Origin of the sequence: Flavobacterium sp. PL02, from assembly GCF_035013205.1 — a bacterium.
Lineage (GTDB): Bacteria > Bacteroidota > Bacteroidia > Flavobacteriales > Flavobacteriaceae > Flavobacterium.
In genome coordinates, this window is record NZ_JAYGJP010000004.1 from 378891 (window position 1) to 396702 (window position 17812).

Sequence of the window (17812 nt, forward strand, 5' to 3'; positions counted from 1 at the left end):
TAGAATTAAAAACTAATAGATATGTCAAAGCAATGCTGCACTACAGATAATCATGTAAAACCTCAAAAAAAAGAAGCGTACCAACACCAGTGCGATAGTACTAAAAAAGACCATGATCACGGGCATGACCATAGTCACGGACACGATCATGATCACAGCCACGACCTCGAAGGCAAAACGGCATTTCAGTTATTTTTGCCTGCTATTATATCTCTCTCGTTATTGTTAATTGCGATAGGCTTCGATAATTACTTTCCACAAACTTGGTTTACGGGCTGGATAAGATTGACATGGTACATCATAGCTTATATTCCTGTTGGGTTACCAGTGATTAAAGAAGCGATTGAGAGTATACGCTACAAAGATTTCTTTTCAGAATTCTTTCTTATGGTAATTGCTACTGTTGGTGCTTTTGCCATAGGCGAATATCCCGAAGCTGTAGCTGTTATGTTATTTTATGCAGTAGGCGAGGTGTTCCAAACACTTGCGGTATCTCGTGCCAAAGGAAATATAAAATCACTACTGGATCAACGCCCAGATGAAGTTACCATACTGAGAGATAACAAAACGGTTATTATAAAAGCAGAAAATGCTCAAATAGGGGACATCATCCAGTTGAAACCAGGAGAGAAATTAGGGTTAGATGGCGAACTGATTTCGGAAAGTGCCTCATTTAACACTGCTGCCCTCACGGGAGAAAGTAAACCCGACACGAAATCTAAAGGCGAAACGGTATTGGCAGGTATGATAAACGGCAGCACTATAAGCTTAGTAAAAGTAACCACAGCCTATTCGGATAGTAAACTTAGTAAAATATTGGAGCTGGTACAGAATGCAACTGCTCAAAAAGCACCTACGGAATTGTTCATTCGTAAGTTTGCCAAAGTATATACACCTATTATCGTATTGCTTTCTATAGCGATTACGTTGTTGCCAGCAATATTTGTAGATAATTATGTCTTTAGTGAGTGGTTGTACAGAGCATTAGTATTCTTAGTTATTTCTTGTCCTTGTGCTTTGGTAATTTCTATTCCACTAGGATATTTTGGAGGTATTGGAGCAGCAAGTCATAATGGTATTTTATTTAAAGGTTCTAACTTTTTGGATATTCTTGCTAATATTCAGAATGTTGTAATTGATAAAACAGGAACAATGACCGAAGGCGTTTTTAAAGTTCAGGAAGTAATTATAAAACCCGAGCTTAATAAAGACAAAATCCTTAAAATGGTCAATGCGCTCGAAAGTCAAAGTACACATCCTGTAGCAACTGCCATTCATGACTATGTTGGCGAGATAGATAATACCATCAATTTAGTAGGGACGGAAGAAATAGCCGGACACGGACTAAAATCGACTGTAAACGGAAAAGAATTGCTTGTTGGTAATTTTAAATTACTTGATAAATTTAATATCAGCCATGATGCAGATACAGCAAACATTGTGTACACGGTTATTGCTATTGCTTACGATGGGAAATTTGTAGGCTATCTCACAATCTCAGACAGCATTAAAGCTGATGCAAAAATAGCAATCGATAAGTTACATAGCATGAATGTAAAAGTCACTATGCTTAGTGGTGATAAAAGTGCCGTTGTAGATTACGTTGCCAAACAATTAGGAATAGATAATGCTTACGGAGATTTACTACCAGAAGACAAAGTGAATAAAGTAAAAGAAATCAAAGCCAGTAACGGCAGTGTAGCTTTTGTGGGCGATGGTGTAAACGATGCTCCAGTAATTGCTCTGAGTGATGCAGGAATTGCAATGGGCGGCTTAGGAAGTGATGCTGCCATAGAAACTGCCGATGTTGTAATACAAGATGATATGCCATCAAAAATTGCAATGGCAATAAATATTGGTAAACAAACCAAAAAAATAGTCTGGCAAAACATCATACTGGCATTTTCTATAAAAGCCATTGTACTTATACTCGGAGCAGGTGGACTTGCTACCATGTGGGAAGCTGTATTTGCCGATGTAGGAGTTGCGCTATTAGCTATACTAAATGCTGTTAGGATTCAAAAGATGAAGTTTTAAATAACATTAGTCCTTATGACTTTATAACTTTAAACCTTTTGACTTACTTATTAATCAGTAAATATCACAAATCAAATAAGGAATATTGTAAACGAATTGAAGCATAATTGACGGAAATTTGCGGTATCAAATAATTATTAAAGTATCAATAAAAATGGAAAATAAAAATCTTCAATTCAAAACAACCCTTAATTGTGGTGGATGTGTAGCAAAAGTAAAATCTGATTTGGACAACGCACAAGGTATTGGCGAATGGAATGTAGACACTGATAATGCCGACAAAATCCTTACAGTACAATCAGAAGGAGCAACAGAAGATGAAATTGTTGCTATCATCAAAAGTAAAGGTTTTAAAGCGGAACCTTTATCTGTTTAGTATTGTAAATACACCTTGCTCCAAAAGAGGTTAAAAACAAAAAGTCAATATTATTACAGTTATGCAGTTTGGAATGAGCTCGATATCGCATCGGGCTCTTTCTTTTTAGTTCTTAAATTCTATTTTAACCATAGCGCACGGTTTCAACCGTGTGATACGAATTATGATAATACATTGCGTTCCAGCAGTTAAAACCGTTGCAATATTTATAAGATATTTTTTGTTCGCAATCAATTATCTGTAAATGTCACAAATAAAACTAGAAAAAGTGTAATGATTAGATTCTAAGAAACATAGAACTTTGTAACAGGTAATAAAGCCTTTAAAATAATTAAAAATAGTATGAATAAACTAAAAATTTTATTGCTCGGAACAGCATCTATTGCTATGCTATCAGCTTGTAATAATACAGGAAAGAAACAAAACACATCAGATATGGATATACATCAGCACGCTAATGAAGAAGCTAATTATGTTTGCCCTATGCATCCTGAAGTAACAGGAAAAAAAGGAGAAAAATGTTCAAAATGCGGAATGGAATTAGAACCTTCAGCAGCAAAGAAGGATAGAGCTTTTGATGTTAAGTTATCTAGTAATCCTGAAGTAATTCAGGCTGGAAAACCAACAAATTTATCAATCTCAGTTACCGAAGATGGTAAAAATGTAACAATGGATGTAGTACACGAAATGAAGATGCATCTTTTGGTTATGAATGAAGAATTAACATGGTTTGATCATATACACCCAAAAGAACAAGCTGATGGTACTTATAGTGTTTCCGAGACATTTCCGGGTGGAGGCAAATATTTATTATTTACCGATTACAAACCAGTTGGTGCGTCTGGTAACGTCAAAATGATGGAAGTTGAAGTAAAAGGAACTCCTTTGGATATACCAAAAACGGCAACAGAAAAACTAGTATCTAAAGTTGATAATTATACAGTTACATTAACTAACGGAAATGATTTAAAAACAGACAGAGGTCAGTTACTAAAATTTACTGTAGAAAAAGGGGGTAAGAAACTAGAGGAGAAAGATATTGAACAGTATCTTGGAGCAAGCGCTCATATTGTAATGGTTGCTAAAGAAACTAAAGACTTCCTGCATATTCATCCAATATCTGATAAAAACTTCCCAATTTACGCAGAGACTCAAGTAAAAAAATCGGGTATTTATAGAATGTGGGTACAGTTTAAAATAGATGGCAAACTTCATACAGCAGATTTTACAGTAAATGTTTCTGAAGGTCCTAAAGCTACAGGCGATAATCATGATAAACATGCTCATCACTAAAAGCAAACTACTATCCAATAAAATAATTTATTTTGCTGTATAGATAAAGTACTGTAAGTGTTGCTAGAAATTTATTTAAGTATTGCTAAAATTTTTAGTGAATACAGTGAAATTCTTTTAACCATAATAGGAAAAAATAAGTGAATATAAGTACTCCTAATCGGCGTAAACTTAAATGACCTTACTTCTCTTATTATGGTTATTTTTTTGCTGTAATATTAATTTCATGAATCTCACTATGTAACTTAATGCTTTAAATTGGCAGATAGATACCCCTGTAAATCATGAGTATAAACCAATCCTTACAAAAAATTTGATAATTAACACTAAGAAAATATTAAATAATTTAATAAAAACAAATCATCATAATAATCATATCTTTTGTTCTACCTTAGTATAAGAATGATTTAGTGCCTTTTAACTAGATTCCATCCTTAAACATATTTAATTGCCGCATTTGAATTTTATTTTTTGCAGAAAATAAAGCCGCAACAATAACCGTTCTTAAACAAAACAATATTATGGGCTTATTTGATTTTATGATGGTGGAGATAGCTATGGATTTAGGAACGGCTAATACTTTAATAATATATAACGGAAAAATCGTTGTTGACAGTCCTTCTATTGTAGCCAGAGATATTAGAAACGGAAAAATTATCGCTGTAGGCAAGGAAGCCAGTTTAATGCAGGGAAAAACACACGAAAATATTAAAACAATCCGACCACTTAAGGATGGGGTTATTGCCGATTTTGATGCCTCTGAGAAAATGATTAGTTGGTTTATAAAAAATATACCTGAACTAAAGAAAAGTTTTTTCACTCCCGCATTACGAATGGTTGTGTGTATTCCGAGTGGTATTACCGAGGTTGAAATGAGAGCCGTAAAAGAATCCTGTGAACGGGTAAACGGGAAAGAAGTATTTTTAATTCATGAACCTATGGCTGCTGCTATCGGAATTGGTTTAGATGTGATGCTCCCAAAGGGAAATCTTATTGTTGATATTGGAGGAGGAACCACCGAAATTGCAGTTATTGCGCTTGGAGGAATAATTTGTGACAAATCGATAAAAATTGCAGGGGATGTCTTTACCAATGATATCTTGTATTATATGAGAACACAACATAATTTGTATATCGGAGATGCTTCTGCAGAGATGATAAAAATCGAAGTTGGCGCTGCAATGGAAGAACTTGAGGAAGCTCCTGATGATATGTTGGTTCGTGGAAGAGATTTACTTACAGGGAAACCAAAAGAAATAAAAGTCAGCTATAGAGAGATTGCAAAAGCATTGGATAAATCAATACAAAGAATTGAAGATGCAATAATGGTTACACTTTCATTAACACCACCAGAACTTTCTGCCGACATTTATAATACCGGATTATATCTGGCAGGAGGAGGCGCAATGTTACGTGGTCTTGATAAAAGAATATCTCAGAAGACCGATTTACCAGTATATATTGCAGAAGATCCGTTAAGAGCCGTAGTTATTGGTACCGGAACTGTCTTAAAAGATATAGCTAAGTATAAAAGCGTACTTATAAAATAGTAGGAGTCAAAAAAAATCATACAATACCATAATTTTATGGCGTTGTATGATTTTTTTTTAAACTTCTTAAGAATTTTTAATTCTCACAGAAAGAACCTATTTGCTTTAAATGTTTCTCTGTTTGGTATTTATTAAAGTTATCCCATTTAGGAGGGAAGTTTGTTTTTTGTCCGTACATAGAATCCAAGCAAACATTATTGTCTTTGTATTTATCATGTAAGACAGCCAAAATTTTAAAGAAGAATTCATCTAACATTATGATAGCATCAAATTCAGCTTTTAGCGTATTATAATTACTATCAGCAGGATTTAATACTTGCAATAAATTTAAAACTTCATTCTTTTCATCTTCATTAATTTCAGTTAAATAGCCCGTTTTTAAAGTTCTAAAAACTAGATTATTCCATGCTTTACTATCATGTCCCCATTGTACATCGGGTAAGTTTAAAGAATGCTCACAAATTAAAATTATAGAAAAAAGAACATCGTTTAAGTACTGCGCTGGAAACTCATCAAAACTTCTGAATTCAAAACCACTTTGGTACATTTTTTCCTGATTAAAATCAAGACCAACTTCCGAAAGCATTTCATATTCCATATCAGATTCAACCTGATCACGCCACCAAACATTTTCTTCTTTTTCAAATTTTAGTAATTTTCTAAAATCATCTACTTTATAGGTCAGAATTTTACCTTTTGGCATTGCTTTATTATAAGTTCCTACACCTATATATCGAGACATTGCATTGCGCATAGAGCCCAAAGTAAATTTTTTGTCCATGCTATAAGTATCACTTATCACTCCCATAATATCAGGACTTCCAAGAGTAGCTATAAAAAATGGCTCAAACCATTGCAACAAATAAATAGCATTGGCATGTGTTTTTTCAAATTCATTATAATCTACAATTCTGCTATCTTCTGTTAATGAAGGCAAAGTAATATGAAAATGGTACGTTCCGTTATTAAACAAAACCAAATTTTCCTGATTGGTCATAAACATATTAAGACCATTGTTATAATCCGGAAAGTTTAATTTTCCGTTTAATACACGTGATTCATTAATTTTATCAATAAATAACTTTTTGGTAGCTTTTAGTTCTTTGCACGAATCGGCTATTGTTCTGTTTTCAAAATATTTAGTTACAAATTCGATAGAATCACCATCAAAATGAACAGAACCCATTGTTTTGTTTCTTTGGGTAATCATACTCTGAATATTGTACGGTTGATCCTCAAGGAAAAGTTCCATGATAGATTTTCCAAGATAATCAGGATTATCAAGTGGTTCTGCGATCACCTCACCATTTTCAGTATCAATTAATGGTTTTATTGGTGATAATGTTTTGTGTTGATAGTTTATATCAAGTTTTTCCAGAGAATGACTATTCATCATTCGGCTTACTTTATAGCTTTCATTTAATCCAAAAGCTTTTTTTAAAATAGGAGCCAGGCTTTCTGGTTTATAGCATTTTCTATAATCAATACTGTATTTCTCAAATCCAATTTTTTCTTGTATAAATTCACCAGAAACTATTAGGGGGTCTTCAAATTGCAAATAGGTTTCGTTTTCTAATCCAATTCCCCAATAATATTTTTTTGTCTGATTGTCTTTCATTTATACTAATTTTCTTTTTTATGGTTGATAATACTTTTTTTAAGATGATACTTTTTATCCGCAAACAAGAGTCTAATCAGTTTAAATTAGACACAAGAAACCTTGTAACGGATTGAGCATCATTGTTGCCTCCATTATAAAAGTTTTCGTTTACTTTTAAAAATATAGGAAAATATATTTTAGATTTTTTGTACTTGTAGCGACTGATGAATTGAAAAAAAACTAAAATTTTATAATAAGGTTATAAAATTACTATTGTTATTAATCACTTTTATATCAATAATTTAAGCATAAGGATAGCTTAATTACAACTTTTGCTATTCCTAGTATTTTCTAAGTTGCAAAAGTAGTGAATTGTTTTATCATTTCCAAGTTGTTAACAGATTGAAAATCAATATGCTTTTTTTGGATTTAAAAATAAAGTGCAAAAGTTTTTTTATTCATGGTAATAAAACACATAAGAGGAATATAACTCATCATTCCACCAATCTTTTCTATCCTCAGAAAAGTAATTATAATTTAGCTTTCCTGCTTGCGATTGCAGCGGATACACTACCACATCATTTTCACGATATGCCTTATGTAAATCTGTTTCGGGAACAACAGGAACTATATGTCCAGACAGTCCTTTTTCTCTTCTTTTGGCACAAATCATTCCGATTCCACCATTTGCATTTACTTTTTCCTGAATTTCATCAACAGAAAACATTCTTTCCCAACCAAAACTGGCTCCCCATTGTAAAAACCAGTCGTGTATTGCACTAGAATAAATGCGATCTACGGTTTGCTCAAAAACAGCTTCCACATCTTGTCCGTTCAATATATTTTCCAGAGCTTCATCAGTCCACCAAACCGTAGGAAGATAAACTTTAGAAAAATAACAATAATCGTAAGAGTACACATTACAATAAGTATCTTCTACAGTTCTTTGATATCTAATATTTTTTTCAACATCTAATTTATCTATCAGTCGGGCAATACTTTCTTTTTTACTAGCAACATCCGTTAAATCTCTATACGGAATGCTAGAATCATAAAGAGGTGTTTCCTTCATTTCCATAGAATCTAACCTGGATTCTGGATTGGGTAATAAATCAGCTTTTATTATTTTATTATTCGGTATAGGATTATCCTCTAAAGGTAATGATGCTATTGATATGGTATTTTGTTCCATCTTGACTGCTTAAAATTAATCGGCTTAACCTACTCAAATTTACTATTCGTGTAATCGGGTTTTATCACCAAAAAAGTAAATATAAGTATTTTTAACTTTTTAAACGGTTATAGAAACGTACAAATTATGAAAACATTAGGATTAATTTGGTTCGTTTATAGCTTAAATATTTCTCTTTACCATCGTTTATATACATCTCTATTGTCTCCGTCTTTCTTTATTTAGAATAATCAACTTAAGAAAAACTATGCGTAATAATTTTAGGAATCACATTGCTACAATCTAAATATCAATGCTTTAATCGTACATGTCTTAGTTAAATTAGCCGTCATTTTTTTTAAAAATTTTAGTACTTTTATAATAAATCTTTTATTATGAGAATAATTAAACATTGCTATTCTACTGAAACAAAATGGATTGATGTACTGGCAGAAGCCATGGGCGGAACTGTGAGTGGTAATTTTATTAAAGGTAACAATGAAATCTACACTGGTACACATTACGTTTTACCAATGGAAGATAGGATTGCAGCAATGGTAATTGATACTACATACAAAGAAACTGTATTGCTAAAATACAAGAATGATAAAGATAGTTTTGTTGGGTTGTATTTTTATATTACCAATCATAATGTTGACTTTATATTAGATAATGAAGCCGCAGTAGTTGGAAAATCAGATTACAATTTTACAATAATTGATAGTGTTTTAGAAACAGATTATGCCGTTGTAAAGGGAACAGGGATATATGTTATCTGCATATTTATAGATAAAGTTGCATTAAAAGAGTATATGGATAAAATGCCCAGTCTAAGAACTGTATCCCAAGATGTATTTAATGCAGAAAAGAATACTATTATCAGTATGGGACGGATGAATATTGAGAGTTATCTTTTAATAAATGATTTCAGGAAAATACCATACGAAAATCCATTGTTTGAACTTTATTTTAAAGGGCTTGTGTATAAATTAATTGGTAATTACTTAGATCAACTATTAAGTAAAAAATTCATTATTAGTAAAGTAATACATGATGATCTAAAAAGTATTATTGCCTCTAAAGCTTTGCTACTAGAATCTATTGATGGGGTTTTTCCTGGTGTCGAATTTTTAGCAGAACAGGTATTTATGTCGCCATCCAAATACAAAAAATTATTTACCAAGATTTCAGGATTAAGTCCTGGAGCATTTTTTTACGGAAACAAATTAGAACGCGCCAAAGAATTATTAGGAACAGGACAATATACCGTTAGTGAAGTTTCGGAGAAATTGAACTATGCTAATATCTCTTATTTGGCAAAGCGATTCAATGATAAGTATGGAATTTTTCCAAAAGAATACCAAAGTTTATTATAGCTAGAATTATGAGTGAATTAATCCCTGAATTTAAACATATATTTTCGTTAACTCCTGAATGGCGTCAAAAGTTTGTTGATGAGCTAGGCTGTACTGTTGTAGATAAAAACATGTACTTTCCTGAAAAAATTGCTAGTGGCTCATCCTCTTTTCTGGAAATTCATCCCGATATATCGGTAATAATTATTGATCTAATATTAAATAAACCAATTCGGTTTACACGAATGCCTACTGATGATGATTTTTGGATTGTATATTATGATTTAAGCGACAGCTTTAGCAGGCATGTTCTAGACGATGTAAACCATAAAATAGGATATAAATCAAAACTAAATTTTGCTATTGTCGATAATCATATTAAAAGCACCTATTTAGGTACTGTAGGTGAGCGACTGTATTCACTAAGGCTATTTATTAGGAAATCGTATATGAAAACTTTTTTTAAAAATGCTGGATTAGAAAAAGATTACAGAGATGTTTTTGATGATAAAAAAAAGAAAATGTTCTTTTATGGACATATCGATAGCCGAAGTAAAGTCATAATTCATGATTTAAAACAGCAAACTATAGATAATCCAAATTATGAGTTTTTATTAAAAGGAACAGCTTATAATTTATTAGGTTATTTAATAGAAAGATTAAATTCAGAAATGCCTAATGCAGGAACGCATTTAGAAAAAGATATTGAGGCAGTTATGCAAAGTCAGCAGTATTTATTGTCCAATCTTTTGATTCCTTTCCCTGGAATAGAATTTCTGGCAAATATTGCCAACATGTCGTCTTCAAAATACAGAAACTTGTATACTAATATATTTGATATGAGCCCCGCATTATTTTTTAAAAGAGAAAAATTACTTTTGGCAAAAGAGTTATTAGAAAGCGGTGATTTTAAATATATTAGCGATGTTGCCTTTGAGTTAGGATATAATAAAACTACTTATTTTTCGTCTATTTATAAAGATTATTTTGGGGTTTTGCCCAATACTGTACTCAAATAATTTCATACCATAAATTGCAATTAGAAAGCAATTATACTATTTCCCGATTACATAAAGTAATCGGGATTTTTTTTGCCTAGAAAGAACTAAAAGACAGCTACTTATTTCATTTATGTAACTTTTGATGTTGATTTTATGGTTCTGTGTGGTAGTTCAAAGAGTGGGTGCGAATATACTTTTGCAAAGTACTTTTAATTGCATTGTTTATAAAAAAAATCATGAAGCATTCATTTATTAAAAGTAACAAAGAAGCTGAACAAATTTATAACTATAAATAATGAGTGTGATAATAGTACCTATTAAAGATCAAGAGCAATATACAGTTAATGGGCATTTAGTTTATAAAAATATACTAAAAAATTGGTCTTGCGAGCATGACTTGACAGCAAAGGAACATGAGGCTTTTGGAATCTATGAAAAACTTGTTATAAAGAAGCGTTTGTTAAGAAAAAAAGGAAGTTACATACTCGAATATACCGATTCAAATTTCACTATTAAGTACACAGAAGATTAACGACTTCCTAATAAAATATCATTTAGCAATATACTCATATGTAGTTTATATACAAACCATTATCACTAAAATTTCATCTCTTAATTTTAATTAACTAGTTGAAATAAGTGTTTTTTTTAAAGAATTTATGAAAGAGAATTTATGAATATTAAAGTCAATTTTTAAAAATGAAAACAATTACACATGATTACAATACACACCTTAACTGGATTAATGTATTAGCAGAAGCTATGGGAGGCTCAATAGAAGGAAATTTCATAAAAGGAGACAATGAAATGTATAGAGGTATTCATTATATTTTACCTCTTGAAGAGGGCATTTCAGCTATGCTAATTGATACAAATTATAAAGAAGAGGTACTATTAAAATACCGTAATGAAAATAGCAATTTTATAGGTTTATATTTCTATCTCACTAACTTGGATGTTGATTTTCTTCTGGATGATGAAGCCACTTTGATAGGGAAATTAAACTATAATTTATCTGTTGTAGATTGTACAATAAATATGGATTATGTTGTTAAAAAAGGAACTCGAATATTTGTTGTTTGCATTTTGTTTGATAAAGATGCCTTAAAAAATTATTTTAGCAAAATAACCAAAGTAGCACCAATTGCTAATATCATTCTTGATTCTGAAAAGAATACAATTATTCGCTTGGACCGAATGAGTATTGAGAGCTTGATTTTGATAAATGATTTTAGAAAAATAGCATACGATAGTCCATTATACGAAATATATTTTAGAGGACTTATATATGGTTTAATAGGAGATTATCTAAAACAGTTAAATAAAACAAAAATTGTTATTGATAAAACAATCGGTGTAGACATAAAGAATATTATAGCCTCTAAGGCAATGTTACAAAATACTATCGAAGGTCCTTTTCCAGGTATAACCTTTCTGGCAGAACAAGTTGCGATGTCACCTTCAAAATATAAAAAACTATTTGCCAAAATCTCAGGGCTAAATCCAGGAACTTACTTTTATAATAATAAATTAAACCGTGCCAAAGAGTTACTAGAAACAGGCAAGTTTACTGTTAACGAGGTAGCTCATAAATTAAATTATGCAAATGTTTCTTATTTAGCAAAACGATTTAATGAGATGTACGGAGTTTTTCCAAAAGAATATCAAAGTTTATTTTAAAAAGAATGTATGGATATAACAATACCCGAATTTAAACACACAGCATCGCTAACACCCGCATGGCAACAAGATTTTGTCGACGGATTAGGATGCACAATAAGTGCTGACAATAAATTAATGAGCTTTCCTGAAAAAAAAGCCAATGGTTCTGGTTTTTTTATAGAAATCTCTCCAGATGTATCGGTGCTTATTATTGATTTAGTATTAAATAAACCAATGCGTTTTACACGAATGCCATCTGAAGAAGATTTTTGGATTGTTTATTACGATATGAGCGACAATTTTAGTAAACATTTTGTAGATGATATTAAGCATCAAATAGGATATAAATCTAAACTGGGGTTTGCTATTATAGATAGTTTTCTTAAAAGCACATACGTTTCGCAAGTTGGAGAGAGAGCATTTTCTTTGCGATTGTATATTCGCAAATCGTTTATCAAAAATTATTTTAAAAATGCCGTATTAGAAAAAGATTTTAAAAATGTTTTTGATGATAAAATAAAAAAAATGTTTTATTATGGACATATAGATAGTAGGAGCAAAGTCGTATTGTATAATCTAAAACAGCAAAGAATGGATGATACAAATTATGAATTTTTATTAAAAAGTGCTGCTTACAAACTCTTTGGCTATTTTGTAGAAAGATTAAATTCTAATATGCCAAATGCTGGGTTATTTTTGGAGAAAGATTTAAGTTCTATTATGAAAACGCAGGAGTATTTATTGTCAAATCTTTTAATGCCATTTCCAGGAGTAAAAGTATTATCGCAAATTGCTCATATGTCAATTTCAAAATACAGGAACTTATATACAAATGTATTTGGCTTAAGCCCAGCTACATTTTTCAAAAATGAAAAATTAATACTCGCAAAAGAACTCTTAGAAAGTGGAAATTTCAAGCTAATTAGTGATGTTGCCTATGAATTGGGCTATAATAAAATATCCTATTTTTCATTAGTCTATAAAAAATATCATGGAGATCTACCTAATGTAGTATTTAAAGCTAAATCATATTAAATCACTTATTATTCAGATAATTATAAATTAAAAATTTTATTTTTTGTTTGTTTTTTTTAATTTAAGGTTTACCCGATTACATTAAGTGGTCGGGTTTCTTGTTTTAAAGAGCAAAGGTTTGGAGAAGTTCAAAGATACAAAGATGCAAAGGTTCAAACTTACTGAGATTAAGATATTGTTTACTGCTACTGAAACTGAGAACTGACACTGAGACTAAACTTAGCAGCATTCGGTCTTTGAACCTCTAATTTCAAACCACAGAATCTTTAAACCTTTTCATGATGATTTTATGAATTTATGTGGCAGTAGTAAAAAAGGATGATGCTATAATTTTGCCCATATTTTTAATAAATAGTATGAAAATGAAAAGATTAAATTTATTTATAGCAGCTGTATTGTGTTCTTATTCGAGTACAATGCTAGGACAGCAAGATGCTCAGTACACACAATACATGTATAACACGATTAATATAAATCCTGCTTATGCTGGTTCTCGTGGTACAATTAGTGTTTTTGGATTACACAGAACCCAATGGGTTGGACTAGATGGAGCCCCAATTACAAATACAGCATCTATCCATTCTCCCATTAGTGCTAACATGGGATTAGGAGTTTCGATAATTAATGATCGTATAGGTCCATCTACAGAAAACGATATCTCGGTAGATCTTTCTTACTCAATTAATACTTCTCCATTTTATAAATTATCGTTTGGATTAAAAGGGACAGCTAATTTACTAGATGTTGATTTTACTAAATTGAATATTTATGATCCGGCAGATCCAAGATTTCAAAATAATATCGATAATAAATTCTCGCCAAATATTGGAGCAGGAGTATATCTTCATTCTGATAAATCTTATCTGGGACTTTCTATTCCAAATATGTTAGAAAATAGCCATTATGATAAATCAGCCAAAGATGAAGCACAGAGTTATGTTGTAAAAGAACGCATGCATTACTACTTAATGGCAGGTTATGTTTTTGATTTAAATTACAATCTAAAATTCAAACCATCCTTACTAACTAAAGTTGTTCAGGGAGCGCCGTTGCAAACAGATATTTCAGCAAATTTTTTATTAAATGAAAAATTTACAGCTGGACTTGCATATCGAGTAAACGCATCAGTAAGTGGGCTAGTAGGATTTCAGGTTTCAGACTCATGGTTTATAGGATATTCTTACGATGCTGAGACTACTAAGCTCGTAAATTACAATTCGGGATCACATGAAATCTTTTTAAGATTTGAATTAGTAGGCGGATCCAAATCAAGAATGATGTCACCAAGATTTTTCTAAATAATACTTAATTAAACTAATTATGGGAATAAAAATACACAAAGTGCTTGTTTTACTTTTTTGTTTAAGTAGTGCTATCGGTTTTTCTCAATCGGAAGATAAAAAGCTTGCCAAAGCAAATGCAAAATACGAAGAGTTTTCTTTTATAGACGCAAGAAAATTATATGAGCGATTGGTTGAAAAAGGAAATAAATCAGGCGAAATATATGGTCGTCTGGGAGATACCTATTTCTTTAATTCCGATTACTCTAATGCCGCACAATGGTATGCTAAATTAATGGAAAGTGGAGATAAAATATTACCAGAGTATTATTACAGATATTCTTTATGCTTAAGAGCAAATAATGAACACGAGCAGGCATTGTCTGTAATGAGAAAGTATTATGAGAAAGCTGGAAAGCCCGAAGAAGCTGAAAAATGGAATCCTACTGCATATTTAAAAGCAATCGAAGAGCAATCGAATAGATATGATCAGCTTGTAAATGCTGAAATAAATTCGGCATTATCAGATTTTGGAGCAGCATTTGTTCCTAATGAAGAAGCTATTAAACAAGCCTTTGAAATTGCCCGATTCGAAAAAGCCGAAAAGGCCAGAATGATAAGAGAAGCAGCTGAAAAAAGAAGAAAAGAAGATAATAATAAACTTTCGACAAAAGCAGAAGTTTTAAATAAAAACAATGATAAGAAGAAAGATGTAGAAAAAGTTGAAACTAAAAAATTTGAAAAACTTCCAGCTTATAAAGAAATAATTTACGCTACAGCCAAAGATTCTGGTTTTATTACTAAGCGTAAACATAATTGGAATGACAAACCATTTTTAAAGCTTTATTCTGCACAAATTACAGAAGATGGCAAACTTGAAAATGAAAAAATACTTTCTGGAGACATTAATACTAAATACCACCAAAGTACTCCAGTTATAACCAAAGATGGCAACACAATGTATTTTACACGCTTAGTTCCTTTTGAAAAAGCAAAAAATGCAACAACTAAGACTAGTCCTAAAAATGAGATTAGTCAGTTAAGACTTTTTCAGGCTCAAAAAGTAAACAACAAATGGGTGAATATTAGAGAACTTCCGTATCCTATAAACATGGAAGGAACTTCGTCTGCACATCCAGCTTTAAGTCCAGATGAGGAACAATTATTTTTTGTTACCAATAGGAATAAAAAAATGAATGATACCGATTTATATGTCGTAAGCAGAAAAAAAGGTGGTGGTTTTGCTAATAAAGTAGAATCCTTAGGCGATGAAATAAATACATACGGACGCGAAACATTCCCTTTTGTTGATAATAGCGGAATATTATACTTTTCTTCAGATGGATATCCAGGACTGGGCGGTTTAGATGTTTTTGCTGCTGCAAAAGATAGTGAAGGCAAATATGTAGTTGTAAATGTAGGTGAACCTATAAATTCAACAAATGATGATTTTGCTTATGTTATAGATAATGAATCCAAGAAAGGATTTGTTTCTTCTAACAGAAACGGAGGAAAAGGAGATGATGATATATATAGATTCGTAGAGACAAAATCTATCGTTTTTCCATTTAATCTAAACCCTGTTTATTTTGGCATAGTAAAAGATAGCATTACGGGAGAACCGTTACGAGATGTGGAAATCGTAATTTATAATGATTTAAACGAAAAAGTTAAAACATTGTTTACGGATGAATCAGGGAAATATTCTTTGGATTTATTGCCGTTAAAAAATTATGATTTTGAATTTAAAAAGAAAGGATTTGGTACAGAAAGAATACTTGTAGAAGGCCAAAAAATTTCTGAGAAGAAAGAGATACCTGTAGCATTATTTAATGAGTTATCAGTTATTGTCAATAATGAAGTTGTTACCCTAAAAGAAGGAGATGATCTTACGGATAAATTAAAACTTAGCCCAATTTACTTTGATTATGGAGGATATACAATACGTAAATCATCTAAACTTGAATTGGATAAAGTGATTAATTTAATTAAAAATCGCTCAAGAATTTCAATAGAAGTAAGATCTCATACAGATAGTAGAGGAAAGAATAATTATAACTTAAAATTATCCAAAAACAGAGCCAAAACTACAATTGATTATATTGTAAATGAAGGTGGAATTTCCCGAGATAGAATTTGGGGAGATGGATATGGAGAAACACAACTAATTAATAAGTGTAGTGATGGGGTAAAATGTACCGAAGCTGAACATGAATTAAACAGACGTTCAGAGTTTATTATAATAATAAAAGATGCAAGTACAAACTAAAATCTGATATTCTAAAACACGTTACTTTTAATAAAACGGGTTTGATTTTTTAAGTAAAATCAAACCCGTTTTTTATTGGATACAATTGATTTTTTTTTTGATACCAAGCACTATAAACACTCTAAAACAAACACGCAACTACCTATACTACAAAGAACTAATCGCTTTTGGTTATTTATAACTTTTCATGCTGATTTTAAAAATTTATGTGGCAGTCCTAGGGAAGATTTAGAGCATAATTTTGCCAATAATTTAAGTTCATGTTGTGAATAGATGAAGATTTGAAAGCTAATAAATAGCCTGATTTAATTGATCTAACTTAAAACAGAATCGCCAATTATAATTTAAAAAGAATAACTCATAATAATTAAATCTTATGAAGAACAAATTACTCCCTTTAATTTTTGTACTAGGTAGTTACTCTGCATACTCTCAGGTAGGTATAGGAACACCAATGCCAAATTCTTCTTCTCAATTAGAAGTTGTAGCTAATGACAAAGGTGTATTAATACCAAGAGTTACATTAACTAGCTCTACAGATGTTACCACGATTAAAAATGGTAACGTAAACAGTTTGTTGGTTTTTAATACAGCCACAGTTGCAGACATTAAACCTGGTTATTACTATTGGTATGATAGTAAATGGAATAGGATTAGCATATCTAATGAAGCTTATGGAGTTGCTGGAGGAGATGGTGCTCCAGGTAATAAAGGTGAAGTAGGATATCCAGGTGAGAATATTAGCATATATACTGATCATACAGCAGGTGTTGTTTATGTTCAGAATTTAGATGGAACCTGGACAGCTATCAACGGTAAAAACGGAATTGATGGTAAAAACGGTATTAACGGAGGTTCAGGTTTACCAGGAGATGCTGGATTAGATGGTACGGTTCAAATGTATATTGATTATACAACTGGTATTGTATATGTAAGAGATCCACAAGATCCTAACAAATGGATTCCAGTAACAGGAAAAGACGGAATGTCTGGTGGTACAGGTTTACCTGGAGAAGCAGGATTAGACGCAACAGTTCAAATGTATGTTGATAAATCAACAGGAATTGTTTACGTAAGAGATCCTGAAGATTCTACAAAATGGGTACCATTAAACGGTAAAAACGGAATCGATGGTAAAAACGGAATCAATGGAGGTTCAGGTTTACCAGGAGATGCTGGATTA

General features: G+C 31.5%; 13 protein-coding genes and 1 pseudogene. 12 read left to right on the forward strand and 2 right to left on the reverse strand.

The genetic code is table 11. The features are described 5' to 3' along the window. Positions 1–21: 21 nt before the first annotated feature. From SHI72_RS14925 to SHI72_RS14940, 4 genes are all read left to right on the forward strand, one after another. Complete coding sequence (locus tag SHI72_RS14925) at positions 22–2037, forward strand: heavy metal translocating P-type ATPase (protein WP_039119723.1); 2016 nt, start codon at positions 22–24, stop codon at positions 2035–2037. A gap of 154 nt (positions 2038–2191) precedes the next feature. Further along, positions 2192–2413 carry a heavy-metal-associated domain-containing protein gene (locus SHI72_RS14930; RefSeq protein WP_039112086.1) on the forward strand — a complete coding sequence of 74 codons (222 nt, stop codon included), beginning with the start codon at positions 2192–2194 and terminating at the stop codon, positions 2411–2413. A gap of 342 nt (positions 2414–2755) precedes the next feature. After that, complete coding sequence (locus SHI72_RS14935; protein WP_323490479.1) at positions 2756–3706, forward strand: heavy metal-binding domain-containing protein; 951 nt, start codon at positions 2756–2758, stop codon at positions 3704–3706. 521 nt (positions 3707–4227) lie between these two features. Beyond that, on the forward strand, positions 4228–5256 hold the full coding sequence (locus SHI72_RS14940) for a rod shape-determining protein (RefSeq protein ID WP_039112085.1): 1029 nt from the start codon (positions 4228–4230) through the stop codon (positions 5254–5256). 76 nt (positions 5257–5332) lie between these two features. Here the strand turns inward: SHI72_RS14940 and SHI72_RS14945 are convergent, their stop codons facing one another. Together SHI72_RS14945 and SHI72_RS14950 are read right to left on the reverse strand one after the other, a co-directional pair. After that, positions 5333–6874, reverse strand: a complete 1542-nt coding sequence (locus SHI72_RS14945; RefSeq protein WP_323490480.1) for a hypothetical protein — start codon at positions 6872–6874, stop codon at positions 5333–5335. Between the two features lie 436 nt (positions 6875–7310). Then, positions 7311–8048, reverse strand: a complete 738-nt coding sequence (locus tag SHI72_RS14950; protein ID WP_323490481.1) for a hypothetical protein — start codon at positions 8046–8048, stop codon at positions 7311–7313. A gap of 374 nt (positions 8049–8422) precedes the next feature. Here SHI72_RS14950 and SHI72_RS14955 point away from each other — a divergent pair, with 374 nt between their 5' ends. The 8 genes and pseudogenes from SHI72_RS14955 to SHI72_RS14990 all read left to right on the forward strand — a co-directional run. Further along, a complete protein-coding gene (locus SHI72_RS14955) occupies positions 8423–9403 on the forward strand; it encodes a helix-turn-helix transcriptional regulator (protein WP_323490482.1) in 981 nt (326 codons plus the stop codon). A gap of 8 nt (positions 9404–9411) precedes the next feature. After that, the gene (locus tag SHI72_RS14960; protein WP_323490483.1) at positions 9412–10401 is read left to right on the forward strand and encodes an AraC family transcriptional regulator; all 990 of its coding nucleotides are present in this window, start codon (positions 9412–9414) and stop codon (positions 10399–10401) included. 277 nt (positions 10402–10678) lie between these two features. After that, a complete protein-coding gene (locus SHI72_RS14965) occupies positions 10679–10915 on the forward strand; it encodes a hypothetical protein (RefSeq protein ID WP_323490484.1) in 237 nt (78 codons plus the stop codon). A 167-nt stretch (positions 10916–11082) separates the two neighbouring features. Continuing rightward, a complete protein-coding gene (locus SHI72_RS14970) occupies positions 11083–12063 on the forward strand; it encodes a helix-turn-helix transcriptional regulator (RefSeq protein ID WP_323490485.1) in 981 nt (326 codons plus the stop codon). 9 nt (positions 12064–12072) lie between these two features. Beyond that, positions 12073–13080, forward strand: a complete 1008-nt coding sequence (locus tag SHI72_RS14975; protein WP_323490486.1) for an AraC family transcriptional regulator — start codon at positions 12073–12075, stop codon at positions 13078–13080. A 362-nt stretch (positions 13081–13442) separates the two neighbouring features. Beyond that, positions 13443–14378 carry a type IX secretion system membrane protein PorP/SprF gene (locus SHI72_RS14980; RefSeq protein WP_323490487.1) on the forward strand — a complete coding sequence of 312 codons (936 nt, stop codon included), beginning with the start codon at positions 13443–13445 and terminating at the stop codon, positions 14376–14378. Between the two features lie 22 nt (positions 14379–14400). Beyond that, the gene (locus SHI72_RS14985; protein WP_323490488.1) at positions 14401–16629 is read left to right on the forward strand and encodes an OmpA family protein; all 2229 of its coding nucleotides are present in this window, start codon (positions 14401–14403) and stop codon (positions 16627–16629) included. A 376-nt stretch (positions 16630–17005) separates the two neighbouring features. Continuing rightward, positions 17006–17812: pseudogene (locus SHI72_RS14990) on the forward strand (hypothetical protein); the annotation flags it as partial.